The sequence below is a fragment of the Burkholderia sola genome, assembly GCF_905400185.1.
In the GTDB taxonomy this organism is placed as follows: domain Bacteria; phylum Pseudomonadota; class Gammaproteobacteria; order Burkholderiales; family Burkholderiaceae; genus Burkholderia; species Burkholderia sola.
This window is the reverse complement of sequence record NZ_FR989677.1, coordinates 850,301-865,072: the sequence shown is the minus strand read 5'-3', so window position 1 is coordinate 865,072 and position 14,772 is coordinate 850,301. Positions and strand designations below refer to the sequence as shown.

Here is a 14,772-nt window from a genome sequence, read left to right as displayed (position 1 = left end):
AGTAATGCGTGCATGACGACCGGAATCGACGAAACGCCCGTCAACGAACGTGATGCGGCGGCAGGCCGCGACCCGCGCGACCACCGCCATCGCCGCCACCGCCACGACAGGCGCGGCCTGCGCGTCCGGATCGCGGTCGAACTGTGGCGCGCGATCTGGCATTACCGCGCACGCGTGCTCGCGGCGATCGTGCTGCTGGTGCTCGCGAAAGCGGCGGCCGTGTCGGTGCCGCTGCTGCTCAAGGACATCGTCGACGGCTTCGGTCGCGCGGCCGGCCAGCCGATGGCGTGGCCGGTGCTGCTGCTGTTCGCGTACGCGGTCGTGCGCTTCGCGTCGAACGCGCTGAACGAAGTCCGCGACATGACCTTCGTGCAGGTCACGCAGCATACGGTCGCGTCGTTTACCGTGCGCACGTTCGGCCATCTGCATCGCCTCGGCGCGCGCTTTCATGCGCAGCGCGAGACGGGTGCCGTCGTGCGCGACCTCGAGAAAGGCACGGCCGGCATCGGCTACCTGCTCGGCGTCGCGGTGTTCACGATCGTGCCGACGGCGATCGAGATCGGCTCGGTGCTCGTGATCGTGATCGGCAAGTACGGCGGCGGCTTCACCGCGATCATCCTCGTCACGTTTGCCGTCTACGCGGCGTATACGGTGGTGTTCACGCGCCGGCGCATGCGTTACCAGCGGCGCGTGAACGCATTGGAGGCCGAGTCGAATTCGCGCGTGGTCGACAGCCTGCTGAACGTCGATACGGTCAAGTACTTCGCGCGCGAGGACGTCGAGCGCAACCGGCTCGATCGCGTGCTCGACGCATGGCGCGAGGCCGGCGTCGACAACCAGTACGCGCTGTCGACGCTGCATATCGGGCAGAGCGCGTGCATCGGCGCGGGAATCGCGGCGGTGATGCTGCTCGCCGGGCAGCAGGTCGCGCGCGGCGCGATGACGATCGGCGATCTCGTACTGATCAACGCGTACATCATCCAGATCAGCCTGCCGCTGAATGCGCTCGGCTTCGTGTTCCGCGAGGCGAACGACGCGATGACGAACATCGAGCGGCTGTTCGGGCTGCTCGATGCGCGCGGCAAGCCCGGCGAGGACGGCGATGCGCCCGGCGCGCAGCCGCTCGTCGTGCGCGGCGGCGCGATCGAGTTCGAGCATGTCGACTTCGGCTACGAGCCGAGCCGGCAGATCCTGTTCGACGTGTCGTTCCGCATCGAGCCCGGGCAGACGATCGCCGTGGTCGGCGGCAGCGGCTCGGGCAAGTCGACGCTCGCGCGGCTGCTGTTCCGGCTGTACCAGCCCGACGCGGGCACGATCCGGATCGACGGCCAGGATTTACGGCTCGTTACCGAGCGCAGCCTGCGCGACGCGCTCGGCATCGTCCCGCAGGACACCATCCTGTTCAACGACACGCTCGCGTACAACATCGCGTACGGCAAGCGCGACGCGACCCGCGGCGAGGTGATCGCGGCCGCGCGCGGCGCGCAGCTCGACGCGTTCATCGAGCGGCTGCCCGATGCGTACGACACGCGCGTCGGCGAGCGCGGCGTGCGGCTGTCGGGCGGCGAGCGGCAGCGGGTCGCGATCGCGCGCGCATTGCTGAAGGCGCCGCCGATCGTCGTGTTCGACGAGGCGACGTCGGCGCTCGACACGCGCTCGGAGCGCGCGATCCAGCAGGAGCTGATGCGCGTCGCGCAGCATCGCACGAGCCTCATCATCGCGCACCGGCTGTCGACGATCGTCGATGCCGACCGCATCCTCGTGATGGAGTACGGCCGGCTCGTCGAGCAGGGCACCCACGACGATCTGCTGGAAAGCGGCGGCGTGTATGCGCAGATGTGGTCGCTGCAGGCGAAGCAGCGCGAACTGGAACGCACGGAGGCGAAGTTCGCGCGGCAGCCGGTGCGGATCAACCCGCTCGTGTCGCAGGTGCTCGATTCGCTGGCGGAGGCGGCCGCGCTGCGCGGCGTGCCGGTGTTCCGCCATGTGTCGGACGAGGATCTCGTCGTCAACGCCGATCCGGCCGCGCTGCGGCGCTTCGTGTGGGAACTGTGTCGCGGCGCGATCGAAGCGAGCAGCGGCGGGCAGCTCGAGGTGCGCACCGCGCGCCACGACCCCGAAGCGCGGATCACGATCGCGTGCGCGGGCGTCGACGCCACCGAACTGTCGCTGATCGATCTCGAACGATTGCAGGACGCGATCGAGGAGGCCGGCGGCTACGTCGTGCGCGAACGCGACGATACTGGCGTGACGCTGCACCTGTCGCTGCCGATGTATGCGGTGGCGCCGGCGTCGATGCAGCCCGACGGCGCGTCGCCGCATCCGGAGGCCGGCAAGGCGGCCACGGCGAAGCCGCTCGACGGGCTGCGCATCGCGTGCGTGGACGACCACGACGAGGCGCGCGAGGCCCTCACCGCGCTCTTGAAGGTGGCCGGCGCCGACGTGCACGCGTATGCGTCGGGCCAGGCGCTGCTGGACGACCTGTGGCGCGCGCGCCGGGCCGACTGGCCGGCGCTGCTCGTCTGCGACATCGATCTCGGCGACGACGAGGAGGACGGCTACGCGGTGATGGCGCGCGTGCGCCAGCTCGATGCCGCGCGCGACCGCGACGGCCGTGCGCCGCTCGAAGCGCTGGCGTTGTCCGGCCATGCGCGCGATCGCGACCGCACGCGTGCGGTCGAAGCCGGTTTCCATGCGTACCTGACCAAGCCCGCGGTAGCGGCCGACCTGATCGCGGCGTTGCGTGCGCTCGCGTTTTCCTCCGGAGAAATCCATGCCGAACCTTCTGAATCCGACGACACCCGAAGCCCTGAACGCACGTCGCGGCGGTAGCGCGTTCGCGGACCGCCAGGCCGCGGTGGCGGCCGTCGAGCTGCTGCTGCCGACCCTGTCCGCCGCGCTGCAGAGCGATTTCGTCGGCGACAGCGGTTGCCTGCACATCGTGATCATGGACCCGGCGCTCGGGCCGCACGATGCGGCGTTCGAGGACGCGATCCTGTATGAGTTTTCGCTGCCCGACCCGAAGGACTGGGACGCCGACTATCGCGCGTATGCACGGGCCAAGGCGCGGCTGTCGTGGGAAACGGGCCGCGACGGCCACGTCGTGCAGGCGCTGGAGCCGTACCGGCTGCGCGCGGGCGACACGAACCTGTGGGGCGGCGTCGCGCTCGGCGGCATCGTGGTCGGCGTGTCGGGCGCGCAGCCGTGGTTCGACGAGGCGTTCGCGGGCTGCATCGCGCATTGCCTGCGCGCGCTCGCGAAGCACCGCGCGCAGGCCACGCCCGACGGGCTCGCGATCTGAGGGGGCCGCCTAGGTGGGGCCGCCCAGGCGCGGCCGCCCGGGCCGGTTTTTACAGCAGGTTATAAAAAAGCCAGCGAGCGTGTGCCTCCGGCCCGATGCGGCGCGGGCCCGCGTAGGCCGGCACGGTTTTAGCTGTACCTCCTGCACGGACGGTTGTCGCGACAAGTGTCGCCGTCAGCCGGATTGCTTTCCGACATCGACAGGAGGTGCAGGTGAACGCGACTCACGATCCAGCCAAACCGCCGCTCGCCGGCCGGACCGCACTCGTGACCGGGGGCGGCCGCGGTCTCGGCGAAGCCATTTGCGAAGAGTTGGCGCAGCACGGCGCGCATGTGGTCGTCGCCGATCTCGACGGGGACCGCGCGGCAGCCGTCGCGCAGCGGCTCGAACGGCACGGCGGGCAGGCGGTGGGCCGGCCGCTCGACGTGCGCGACGAAGCATCGGTGCTGCAGGTCGTGCACGATGCGCGCGAATCGCTCGGCGACCTCGACGTGATCGTCAACAACGCGGCGATCGACGTGACCGCGCCGATCGACGACGTGAGCGTCGACGCGTGGCAGCAGGTGCTGATGACGAACCTGTTCGGCCCGTACCTGATGTGTCACGCGGCCGTGCCGATGATGAAGGCGCGCGGCGACGGCCATATCGTGAACATCGCGTCGACCGCGTCCAAGCGTGCGTGGCCGAACGCGTCCGCGTATCACGCGACGAAGTGGGGGCTGCTCGGCCTGTCGCACGCGCTGCATGCCGAGCTGCGGCCGTGCGGCGTGCGCGTGTCGGCGATCGTCGCGGGCGGGATGCGCACGCCGTTCCTGCTCGACCGTTTTCCCGACATCGACGAGGACACGCTGCAGCCGCCGGAGCACGTTGCGGCCGCCGTGCGTTTCGTGCTGACGCAGCCGCCGGGCACCGTGGTGCCGGAGCTGATGGTGCTGCCGATGAAGGAGACGTCATGGCCCTGAAGCGCGAACGCCGGCTGCCCGGCGCGGTGCTGCTCGACAAGGACGGCACGCTGCTCGACGACGTGCCGTACAACGTCGATCCCGCGCGCATGCGCCTCGCGCCGGGCGCCGCGCGCGCGCTGCGCACGCTCGGCGCGACCGGGATGCCGCTGGCGGTCGTGTCGAACCAGCCGGGCGTCGCGCTCGGCCGCTTTACCGAACACGAGCTTGGCGCGGTCCGCCAGCGCCTCGCCGAATTGTTCGAAGCGAACGGCGCGACGCTGGCGGATTTTTTTTACTGCCCGCATCACCCGAGGGGCAGCGTGCCGCGCTACACCTGCGACTGCATCTGCCGCAAGCCGCGCCCCGGCATGCTGCGCCGCGCGCTGGCCGCGCTCGGCGCCGCGCCCGAATGGAGCTGGATGATCGGCGACATCCTCGACGACGTCGAGGCCGGCCGCACCGCGCGCTGCGGCACGATCCTGGTCGACTGCGGCAACGGGACCGAGTGGCGGCTCAACGCCGCGCGCACGCCGCATCACGTCGTCGATCGCATCGACCTCGCCGCCGACATCGTCGTGCGCGAAGCCGCGCGTCGGCACGGCTCGTGGGTGCGGCAATGAGCACGGCCTGGAGCCGCGCCCGCCGCATCCTGTGCGTGCGGCTCGACAGCATCGGCGACGTGCTGATGACCACGCCCGCGCTGCGCGCGCTGAAGGAGAGCGGCGCCGATCGCCAGCTGACGCTGCTGACGTCGCGCACGGGCGCCGCGCTCGCGCGGCATCTGCCGATGGTCGACGACGTGTGGAGCTACGACGCGCCATGGGTCAAGCATCCCGACGTGCGCGGCGATCCGGTGGCCGATCTCGACATGATCGACCGGCTGCTGGCGGGCCGTTTCGACGCGGCCGTGATCTTCACCGTCTACAGCCAGAATCCGCTGCCCGCCGCGATGATGTGCTGGCTCGCCGGCATCCCGCTGCGGCTCGCGCATTGCCGCGAGAACCCGTATGAATTGCTGACCGACCGCGTGCCGGAAACCGAGCCGGCATCGCACATGCGCCACGAGGTCGCGCGCCAGCTCGCGCTGGTGCGTGCCGTCGGCGCGAAGACGGCGGACTGGCGGATGGCGTTCGAGCCGGGCGACGCGGCGCGGCGTGCGGTGCATGCGCGCCTGCAGGCCGCGTTGCAGCGCTTCGGCGGTGCACGGCGGCCGGCGGCGGAGCGCCCGCGTTGGCTCGTCGTCCATCCGGGCGCGACCGCCGCGTCGCGGCGCTGGCCGGCCGAGCGTTTCGGCGAAGCGGCCGCCGTGGTCGCGCCGCTGTTCGACGGCATCGCGGTGACGGGCAGCGCGGACGAACGCGCGCTGGTCGACGCGGTGTGCGAACGGGCGGGCCCGCGCGCGGTGCCGCTCGCGGGCGTGCTGCCGCTCGGCGAACTCGGCGCGCTGATCGAGACGGCCGACCTGCTGCTGTCGAACAACAGCGGCCCCGTGCATCTCGCGGCCGCGCTCGGCACGCCGGTGGTCGACCTGTATGCATTGACCAATCCGCAGCACACGCCGTGGCGTGTGCCGCACCGTGTGCTGAACGTCGACGTGCCGTGCCGCAACTGCTATCGCAGCGTGTGCAACCAGCCCGGCCATCCGTGCCTGCGCGGCGTGAGCGTCGACGACGTCGCCGCCGCCGTGCACGCGTTGCTGCGGGGCAGCGCGCGCCATGCGCAACGCACGGCCGCGCGGGCTGCCGCGCACGACGACGAGCCGGTCGCGGCGCACGCATCGAACGTGATTCCGTTCGCGCACGTCATCACGAGGAACTGACGCATGCCTGATCCGATCCATACGCTCGGCATCAACGCCGCCTTCCACGACAGCGCCGCGTGCATCGTGCGCGACGGCGTCGTGATCGCGGCGGCCGAGGACGAACGCTTCACGCACGTGAAGCACGCGAAGCGCCCGGTGCCGTTCTCGACCTGGGAGCTGCCTTTCCACGCGATCGACTATTGCCTCGCGGAAGCGGGCATCACGCTCGCGGACGTCGACCACGTCGCGTATTCGTACGACCCGTGGTTCGAACTCGACCGCGAAGGCACGGCGCCGGCGCTGACCCTGCCGCTGTCGCCGTCCGCGCATGCGCCGCGCGAGGACGGCGCGTCGCCGTGGCATCCGCTGTTCCTGTCGTCGATCGTCAACGCGCCGCGCCAGCTCGCGGGCGGCGTGCCGCATCATCTGCAGCGGCGCTTTCGCGGCGTCACGCACGACGGGCCGTTCCGCTGGCATTTCATCGAGCACCATCTCGCGCACGAGGCGAGCGCGTTTCTCGCCGCGCCGTTCGAACGCTGCGCGGTGATGACGATGGACGGGCGCGGCGAACGGGCGACGACGAGCTACGGCGTGTTCGACGGCCGATCGTACCGGCGGCTCGGGCAGGTCAATCTGCCGCATTCGCTCGGGCTGCTGTACGAGCGCTTGACCCGCTATCTCGGCTTCCTGCACTCGTCCGACGAATACAAGGTGATGGCGCTCGCGTCGTACGGCAAGCCGGTGTTCGCCGACGAGATGCGCAAGCTCGTGCAGTATCGCGGCGAAGGGCGCTACGACGTGCGCGACGCGGATCTCGCGGCACTGTTCGGCCCGCCGCGCGAACGCGGCGGCCCGATCGAGCCGCATCACTGCGACATCGCGCACGCGCTGCAACGGGTGCTCGAGGAGACGACGCTGCAGGCGGTCGCCTGGCTCGCCGCCGAGACCGGCGAGCGGCAGCTCGCGATGGCGGGCGGCGTCGCGCTGAACTGCGTGATGAACGCGAAGATCCGCGATCGCGGCCCGTTCGACGACGTGTGGGTGCAGCCGGCCGCCGGCGACGCGGGCACCGCGCTCGGCGCCGCGCTATGGACCGACTTCCGGATGCGCGGCGCGCGCGGCGGCTGGCGGATGGATCATGCGTACCTGGGGCCGGCCTACGACGACGACGCGATCGAGGCGTTCCTGAAGGAAGCGCAGCTGCCGTACCGGCGGCTCGCCGACGTCGCCGCGCAGACGGCCGCGCTGCTCGCGGCGAACCGCGTGATCGGCTGGTTCCAGGGGCGCATGGAGTTCGGCCCGCGCGCGCTCGGCGCACGGTCGATCCTCGCGTCGCCGATCGATCCGGACATGCAACGCAAGCTGAACCGGATCAAGGATCGCGAGGATTTCCGGCCGGTCGCGCCCGTCGTGCTCGAGGATCGCGCGCATCACTGGTTCAGCGGCGGCCGGCGCACGCCGCTGCGCGCGCCGTTCATGCTGTTCGTGTACGACGTCCTGCCCGAGCGCGCCGAGAAAATTCCGGCCGTGCGCCACATCGACGGCACCGCGCGCGTGCAGACCGTCGACGCGACGCAGCATCCGCTGCTGCATGCGCTGTTGACCGAGTTCGACGCGCTCACCGGCGTGCCGGTGCTCGTCAACACGTCGTTCAACACGCGCGGCGAACCGATCGTGTGCTCGCCGCGCGACGCGATCGAATGCTTCTGGACGTCGCCGCTCGACGCGCTCGTGATCGGCCCGTTCCTGCTGGAGAAGCCGTGATGAACATGCGCGACACGCACCTGCCGCCGGTGGTGTCGGTCGTCGTGCCGACCTATCGGCGGCCCGATCTGCTCGAACGCTGCCTCGACGCGCTTTGCGCGCAGGTGTTCGATCCGACCACCTACGAGATCGTCGTCGTGGACGACGACCCGGCCGGCAGTGCGCGCGCCGTCGTCGATACGTGCCGCGCGCGCGTGTCCGACGTGCCGGCGATCCGCTACATGACCGCGCCCGACACGCAAGGCCCGGCCGGCGCGCGCAACGTCGGCTGGCGCAGCGCGGGCGGGGCGCTGATCGCGTTTACCGACGACGACACGATCCCCGATCCGGACTGGTTGCGCAACGGCGCGGCCGCGCTGCAGGCCGCGCCGTCGGCGGCGGCGGCCGCCGGCCGGATCGACGTGCCGTTGCGGCCGCGCCCGACCGACTACGAACGCGACGCGGCGGGGCTCGCGCATGCGGAATTCGCAACCGCCAACTGCTTCGTGCGGCGCGCGGCGCTCGAACGCATCGGCGGCTTCGACGAACGCTTCACGCGCGCGTGGCGCGAGGACGCCGACCTGATGTTCGCGCTGCGCGAGCATGCGGGGCCGATCGTCGACGCCGACGCCGCGCGCATCGTGCATCCGGTGCGCCCCGCGCGCTGGGGATCGAGCATCGGCGCGCAGTCGAAGGTGTATTTCGATGCGCTGTTGTACAAGAAGCACCGCGCGACGTACCGGCGTCATATCCGGCCCGTGCCGCCGTGGCATTACTACGCGGCCGTGCTCGCCGCGCTCGGCGCGATCGGCTGTTTCGCCGCTGGCTGGCCGGCGCCGGCCATCGTGTGCGTCGCGGTGTGGGCCGCGATTACCGCGGGGTTCTGCGCGAAACGGTTGCGCGGCACGCAGCTCACGGCGTCGCACGTGGCAGAGATGATCGTTACCTCCATCGCGATTCCGCCCGTGTCGCTGTACTGGCGCATGCGCGGCGCGCTTCACTTCCGGGTGTTTTTCCTTTGACGCCCTCATCTCCCTAAAGGGAGAGGATTCCCACACCTGGCGATGCACGTCCGCATCGGAGAATGTTCAACGCAGCGTTGGTATCTCGATCATGTTCGACACCACAGTCACTACAGGCCCACTCTCTTATTCGCAGTCCCGCGATACCTTTCGGCCGCGTCGTGCTGTCTTTCGACCCGCACGCCGAACAGGACTGGGTCGAACCGCTTTCGTCCACTTCCTCGAACGTGGCCCCGTGCGCGATCGCTTTGTAGCGGAGCTTGTTTCGGAAAGACGACCAGGATGCGTCGTAGACGCTCTTCGCCATCCTGGTTCTGGCGAGCGTCGCGGCCGACACGTTGCCGACCGCGATGTAATCGAAACGCCGCACCAGATCGAGCGCGAGCTTGTGTTGGAAATCGGCACGCGCATTCGCGACCTTGGCGTGCAGCTTCGCGATATGCCGCTTGTGCTTTCGCGCCCGTTGCGCTTTCGCGAGTTTCTCGGCCGCGCATCGACCGAACCGGTCGTTAGGCAGCTTCTCGCCGGTCGAAAGTGTGGCGAAGTCTTTCAGGCCGAGATCGATGCCCACACCGGAACGGATCGGGCGAGCCTGAACATCCGGCATCTCGATCGCTATGTTCAAGAACCAGTTGCCGCGTGCATCCTGCGCAAAGTTGGTCCCGTCCTTGATCTTGCCTTCGGGAAGCGGTCGACTGTTGAACACGCGAAAGGTGTTGCCGGCAAAGCGGAACGCTTCGCCCTCGCGCTTCAGGTCTCGGCCCTTCAGCGGCACCCAGCCGAGCGACTTCCTGCCGCGATAGCGCAGGTACGACCGACGGTGCTGACTGCGCGACTTCGCGTACTGCTCGCACGTCGCGTTGACCGTGCCGGAGTGAATACCGAGTTCCTTGCTGCTCCCCGTCGTCAGCACGTTCAGGTCGAATCCCGTCGGCCACTTCTTGCCCCACTTCAGCGCGTGCTTCTGCGTGTCATTGCAGAAGTTCCAGACGTAGTTCACCGCACGGCTCTGCTTGTTGAGCAGTCCGTTGAGCGACTTCACCCGGTAGCGATAGACAAGAATCATGCAGGTGATCCTAACCCGTGGAAGAAGCTGCCTGTCAACAGCATGCCTTTCCTCTCCGTCCTGAAGGACGGGGTTTCTCGGAGCAACTGATGAAGCTCGATCCCAGCGTCGATTCCGACGGCTCGCGCGGCCCGAAGCGGATCGCGGTATTCCGCGCTTTGCAGCTCGGCGACATGCTGTGCGCGGTGCCCGCGCTGCGCGCGCTGCGGCGCGGCGAACCCGATGCGCGCATCACGCTGATCGGCCTGCCGTGGGCGCGCGAGTTCGCGTCGCGATTTTCCGATTACATCGACAGCTTCATCGCGTTCCCGGGCGCGCCGGGCCTCGCCGAGCAGCCCGAACCCGACGCGGCCACGCGCGAAGCGTTCATCGCCGAATGCCGCGCGCGCGACTTCGATCTCGCGATCCAGCTGCACGGCAGCGGCGTGCACACGAACGCGATCGTCGCGTCGCTCGGCGCGACGCGCACGGCCGGCTTCGTGCCGGCCGACGGCGGCACGACCACGCTCGACTGCGCGCTGGTCTGGCGCGACGACGAACCGGAGGTGGCGCGCTATCTGGCGCTCACGCGCAAGCTCGGCTATGCGGACTGGGGCGACTACCTCGAATTTCCGCTCGGCGGCCTCGACTACGCGCTGTGGCACGTGCTCTGCGACGAACATGCGCTCGATCCCGGCCGCTACGTGATCGTTCATCCCGGCGCGCGGATGGCGTCGCGGCGCTGGCCCGTCGAACGCTTCGCGCTCGCCGCGCGGCAGCTCGCGGACGACGGCTGGCAGATCGTGCTGACCGGCACGCGCGCGGAACTGGGGCTCGCGAGCGCGTTCGCCGAGCACCTCGGGCGGCCGTGCGTGAACCTGTGCGGCCGCACGCCGCTCGGCGCGCTGGCCGCGCTGATCGCCCGCGCGCGGCTGCTGTTGTGCAACGACACGGGCGTATCGCATGTCGCGGCGGCGCTCGGCACGCCGAGCATCGTCGTCGCGTGCGGCAGCGATACGGCCCGCTGGGCGCCGCTCGACGCCGAACGTCATCGCGTGCTCGCGAACTACCCGGCGTGCCGGCCGTGCATGTTCGATACCTGCCCGTACGGGCACGAGTGCGCGACCGCGATCGGCGTCGGCGACGTGATGGACCGGGCGGGCGAACTGCTCGCGGAGGAGAGACGTCATGTCTGTTAAGCGGTTGCGCGTGCTGACCTGGCACGTGCATGGCAATTATCTGTATTACCTGTCGCAGGCGCCGCACGATTTCTACATCGTGACGAAGCCGCAGCATCCGCCCGGCTATGCGGGCCGCGTCGGCCACCTGCCGTGGGGCGACAACGTGCACGAGGTGCCGGCCGAGTGCGTGCGCGACACCGAATTCGACTGCGTGCTGTATCAGCACGTGAAGCACTACCAGCACGACCGCCTGCGGCTGCTGAGCGAAGCGCAGCGCGCGCTGCCGACGCTGTTTGTCGAGCACGATCCGCCGCGCGAGCATCCGACCGACACGCTGCATCCGGTGCAGGACCCGAACGTGTTGCTGGTGCACGTGACGCCGTTCAACGCGCTGATGTGGGACAACGGCGTGACGCCGACGCGCGTGATCGAGCACGGCGTGCTGGTGCCGGAAGGCGTCGAGTATCGCGGCACGCTGCCGAAGGGCGTGGCCGTCGTGAACAACCTCGCGCGCCGCGGCCGGCGCCTCGGCGCGGACTTGTTCGAGGTCGTGCGGCACAGCGTGCCGATCGACCTGGTCGGGATGGGCTCGACCGAACTCGGCGGGATCGGCGAAGTGCCGAACCTGGCGCTGCCGCAGTTCCTGTCGCACTACCGGTTCTTCTTCAATCCGATTCGCTACACGAGCCTCGGGCTCGCGGTGATCGAGGCGATGATGATCGGGCTGCCGATCGTCGCGCTCGCGACGACCGAGATGGCGCAACTCGTGAAGACCGGCAGCAACGGCGTGGCCGATACGCGGCCGGCCGTGCTGATCGACGCGATGCGGACGCTGATCCGCGATCAGGAACTCGCGCGCGAGTGGGGCGCGGCGGCCAAACGCGACGCGTGCGAGCGATTCGGCATCGAGCGCTTCGCGCGCGACTGGGATGCCGCGCTGCGGGACGTGACGGCGTGACGGCGGCGGCGTGGGCCGCCGCGCTCACGGAGGCGGCGCGGGCGGCGAGCTCGGCGCGCCGTTGCCGTTCGACGCAGCCGCAGCCGCCGCCGGCGCGCTGCCGCTGGCCGCATTGCGCTCGCTTTCGGGCAGCAGCGCGAGGCGGTTGTACAGCGTTTTCAGGCTGATGCCGAGCGCTTTCGCGGTGCGCGGCTTGTCGCCGTTGAAATGCCGCAGCGACGCGACGATGAAGCGCTGCTGCGTATGCGCGAGCGTCGTGCCGATATGCAGCGTCATCGCGTTGTGACGCACTTCCTCGCGCGGCGGCGGGCGGCGCGGCAATTGCAGTTCGATCTGCTCGTCGGCGAGGATGAACGCGCGCTCCAGCGCATTGCGCAGTTCGCGCACGTTGCCGGGCCACGTGTAGGCGCGCAGCGCCTTCATCGCCTGCGTCGACAGGCGCTTCCTCGTGCGGTGCCGCGCGTTCAGCCGTTCGACGATCTGCAGCGCGATGTCGCCGACGTCGTCCTCGCGCTGCCTGAGCGCGGGCACGTGCAGCGCGATCGGCGCGATCCGGTAGAACAGGTCTTCGCGCAGCGTGCCGTTGCGCATGGCCTCGACCGGATCGTGATGCGTGGCCGCGACGATCCGCACGTCGAGCGGAATCGCGTCGTGGCCGCCCACGCGCACGATCGTGTTGGTTTCGAGCGTGCGCAGCAGCTTGACCTGCAATTCGAGCGGCATTTCGGCGATTTCGTCGAGAAACAGCGTGCCGGCGCGCGCGGCTTCGAACATGCCCACATGTTGTGCAACGGCGCCCGTGAAGCTGCCTTTTTCGTGACCGAACAAATGCGACTCCGCGATGTCTTTCGGAATCGCGCCGCAATTGACGGGCACGAACGGGCCGCGCCGGCGCGGGCTCATATCGTGAATGAGGCGGGCGACGATATCCTTGCCCGCTCCGCTTTCGCCAACCACCAGCACACTCACGCGGGTGGCGGCGACGCGCGACACTTTCAGTAGCAGATCCTGAATGGTTCTCGAACGGCCGAACAGTCGCGTGCCGTCATCGTCGGATTTCGACATGGAGTATGACCGGTTGGGAAGTTTTGACCGAATGTGTCGTGACCAGGTAAAAACGGCGTAGCATGCGTCGTTATTTACGTATTCAGGATACCTTTTATACCGCTTCATCGACATTGAATCTGGCAATGCGGTTCGCGCCGGCAGATAGATTTATTCGATGAGCGACGAATGCACGACACCCTTCTTCTATACTGCTAAGCACGCGTTTTCAGTGCAGGACAGCTTGTCTGCCCATTCGTGTGCAGCGTTGAAAATGCCGTCGAGGCCTTTGTGACGTGCATGACGCTGCACGTGTCGCGGTACCGGCCGACGCATGTGCCGGGCCGCATTAACAGGAGCCTCGATGCCTTACGTCCTGATCGTCGAAGACGACGCCGACACGCGAACGATGCTCGCCACGCTCGCACGCACGCAGCAGTTGACGTGCGATACGGCCGCGACGCTTGAAGAAGCGCGCACGCTCGTCTCGACGCATACCCCCGATCTCGTGCTGTGCGACCTCGTGCTGCCCGACGGCAACGGGATGGATCTGTTCGACGCGCTGCCCAAGCGCGCGCATTGCGAAATGGTGTTGACCACCGGCCACGCGAGCCTCGAAACCGCGATCGATGCGTTGCGGCGCGGCGCGACCGACTATCTGGTGAAACCGCTGAACATGCAGCGGCTGAACAGCATCTTCGCGCGCGTGCCGCGCACGAGCGCGCTGCACGAGGAAATCGCGGAGCTGCGTTCGGAGCTGCAGCGCCTCGGCCGCTTCGGCCGCATGCTCGGCAGCTCGCCCGCGATGCAGGCCGTGTACGACGCGATCGGTCGCGTCGCGCGTACCGAAGCGTCGGTGCTGCTCACCGGCGAATCGGGCACCGGCAAGGAGCTCGCCGCGCAGACGGTGCACGACCTCAGCCTGCGCCGCCGCGGGCCGTTCCTCGCGGTCAACTGCGGCGCGATCGCCGCGAACCTGGTCGAGAGCGAGATGTTCGGCCACGACCGCGGCAGCTTCACCGGCGCGGAACGCCAGCACAAGGGCTTCTTCGAACGCGCGGACGGCGGCACGCTGTTTCTCGACGAAATCACCGAAATGCCGGTCGAATCGCAGGTCAAGCTGCTGCGCGTGCTGGAAACCGGGCGCGTCACGCGGCTCGGCTCGACGCGCGAGATCGACGTCGACGTGCGCATCGTCGCCGCGACCAACCGCGACCCGGAAGCCGCGATGGCCGACGGCAAGCTGCGGCCCGACCTGTTCCACCGGATCAACGTGTTCCCGATCCCGCTGCCGTCGCTGCGCGAACGCGGCGACGACATCCCGATGCTCGCCGATGCGTTCCTGCAGCGCTACAACGAGGAGAGCGGCCGCAATCTGCGCTTCTCGCCGGCCGCGCGCGAAGCGCTGAAAACCTACGAATGGCCCGGCAACGTGCGCGAGCTGCGCAACTTCGTGCAGCGCGCGAGCATCTTCACCGATGCCGACGTGATCGACACGCTGCCGCCGCCGATCATGGACGAACTGTCGAGCATGGTCGATTCGCACGAGGATCGCGTGACGGTGCCGTTCGGCACGCCGCTCGAGGAAGTCGATCGCAAGCTGATCCTCGGCACGATCGCGCAATGCGGCGGCGTGAAGGCGCAGGCGGCCGAGGTGCTCGACGTCAGCCTGAAGACGATCTACAACCGGCTCGCGCAACTGGAAGACGAAGCGGAAAAGCCCGATTCCTGAT

12 protein-coding genes are annotated in these 14,772 nt (G+C 69.0%); 10 read left to right on the top strand and 2 right to left on the bottom strand.

All coding sequences use genetic code 11. From position 1 onward, the window contains the following. Positions 1-12 precede the first annotated feature (12 nt). From KR541_RS33980 to KR541_RS33950, 7 genes are all read left to right on the top strand, one after another. Positions 13-2,832, top strand: a complete 2,820-nt coding sequence (locus KR541_RS33980; RefSeq protein WP_252996712.1) for an ABC transporter transmembrane domain-containing protein — start codon at positions 13-15, stop codon at positions 2,830-2,832. Continuing rightward, positions 2,774-3,301 (top strand): hypothetical protein, encoded by a 528-nt coding sequence (locus tag KR541_RS33975; protein ID WP_034196537.1) that lies wholly within the window; start codon positions 2,774-2,776, stop codon positions 3,299-3,301. The genes KR541_RS33980 and KR541_RS33975 overlap by 59 nt, the downstream gene beginning before the upstream one ends. A 212-nt stretch (positions 3,302-3,513) precedes the next feature. Next, complete coding sequence (locus tag KR541_RS33970) at positions 3,514-4,263, top strand: SDR family oxidoreductase (RefSeq protein WP_050014055.1); 750 nt, start codon at positions 3,514-3,516, stop codon at positions 4,261-4,263. Then, positions 4,254-4,865 carry a D-glycero-alpha-D-manno-heptose-1,7-bisphosphate 7-phosphatase gene (locus KR541_RS33965; RefSeq protein ID WP_216090143.1) on the top strand — a complete coding sequence of 204 codons (612 nt, stop codon included), beginning with the start codon at positions 4,254-4,256 and terminating at the stop codon, positions 4,863-4,865. The genes KR541_RS33970 and KR541_RS33965 overlap by 10 nt, the downstream gene beginning before the upstream one ends. Beyond that, positions 4,862-6,064 carry a glycosyltransferase family 9 protein gene (locus KR541_RS33960; protein WP_216090142.1) on the top strand — a complete coding sequence of 401 codons (1,203 nt, stop codon included), beginning with the start codon at positions 4,862-4,864 and terminating at the stop codon, positions 6,062-6,064. The genes KR541_RS33965 and KR541_RS33960 overlap by 4 nt, the downstream gene beginning before the upstream one ends. A gap of 3 nt (positions 6,065-6,067) precedes the next feature. Next, positions 6,068-7,810: a carbamoyltransferase family protein gene (locus tag KR541_RS33955; protein ID WP_089490323.1), complete on the top strand. Its 1,743-nt coding sequence runs from the start codon at positions 6,068-6,070 to the stop codon at positions 7,808-7,810. Then, positions 7,810-8,811, top strand: a complete 1,002-nt coding sequence (locus tag KR541_RS33950; protein WP_216090141.1) for a glycosyltransferase family 2 protein — start codon at positions 7,810-7,812, stop codon at positions 8,809-8,811. Before KR541_RS33955 ends, KR541_RS33950 begins: the two co-directional genes overlap by 1 nt. Before the next feature lie 13 nt (positions 8,812-8,824). Here the strand turns inward: KR541_RS33950 and KR541_RS33945 are convergent, their stop codons facing one another. Next, positions 8,825-9,877, bottom strand: coding sequence for an RNA-guided endonuclease InsQ/TnpB family protein (locus tag KR541_RS33945; protein WP_176016191.1), 1,053 nt, complete (start codon positions 9,875-9,877; stop codon positions 8,825-8,827). Positions 9,878-9,966: 89 nt separating this feature from the next. On the opposite strand from KR541_RS33945, the gene KR541_RS33940 reads away from it, so the two are divergent. After that, entirely contained in the window at positions 9,967-11,055 is a 1,089-nt protein-coding gene (locus KR541_RS33940; protein WP_176016250.1) for a glycosyltransferase family 9 protein, read from the top strand. Continuing rightward, positions 11,045-11,995 (top strand): glycosyltransferase, encoded by a 951-nt coding sequence (locus KR541_RS33935; RefSeq protein WP_216090140.1) that lies wholly within the window; start codon positions 11,045-11,047, stop codon positions 11,993-11,995. Before KR541_RS33940 ends, KR541_RS33935 begins: the two co-directional genes overlap by 11 nt. Before the next feature lie 24 nt (positions 11,996-12,019). Here the strand turns inward: KR541_RS33935 and KR541_RS33930 are convergent, their stop codons facing one another. Next, on the bottom strand, positions 12,020-13,060 hold the full coding sequence (locus tag KR541_RS33930) for a sigma-54 interaction domain-containing protein (protein WP_216090139.1): 1,041 nt from the start codon (positions 13,058-13,060) through the stop codon (positions 12,020-12,022). A 343-nt stretch (positions 13,061-13,403) separates the two neighbouring features. Between KR541_RS33930 and KR541_RS33925 the strand changes: the two genes are divergently transcribed. Next, entirely contained in the window at positions 13,404-14,771 is a 1,368-nt protein-coding gene (locus KR541_RS33925; protein ID WP_050014003.1) for a sigma-54-dependent transcriptional regulator, read from the top strand. Position 14,772 lies beyond the last annotated feature (1 nt).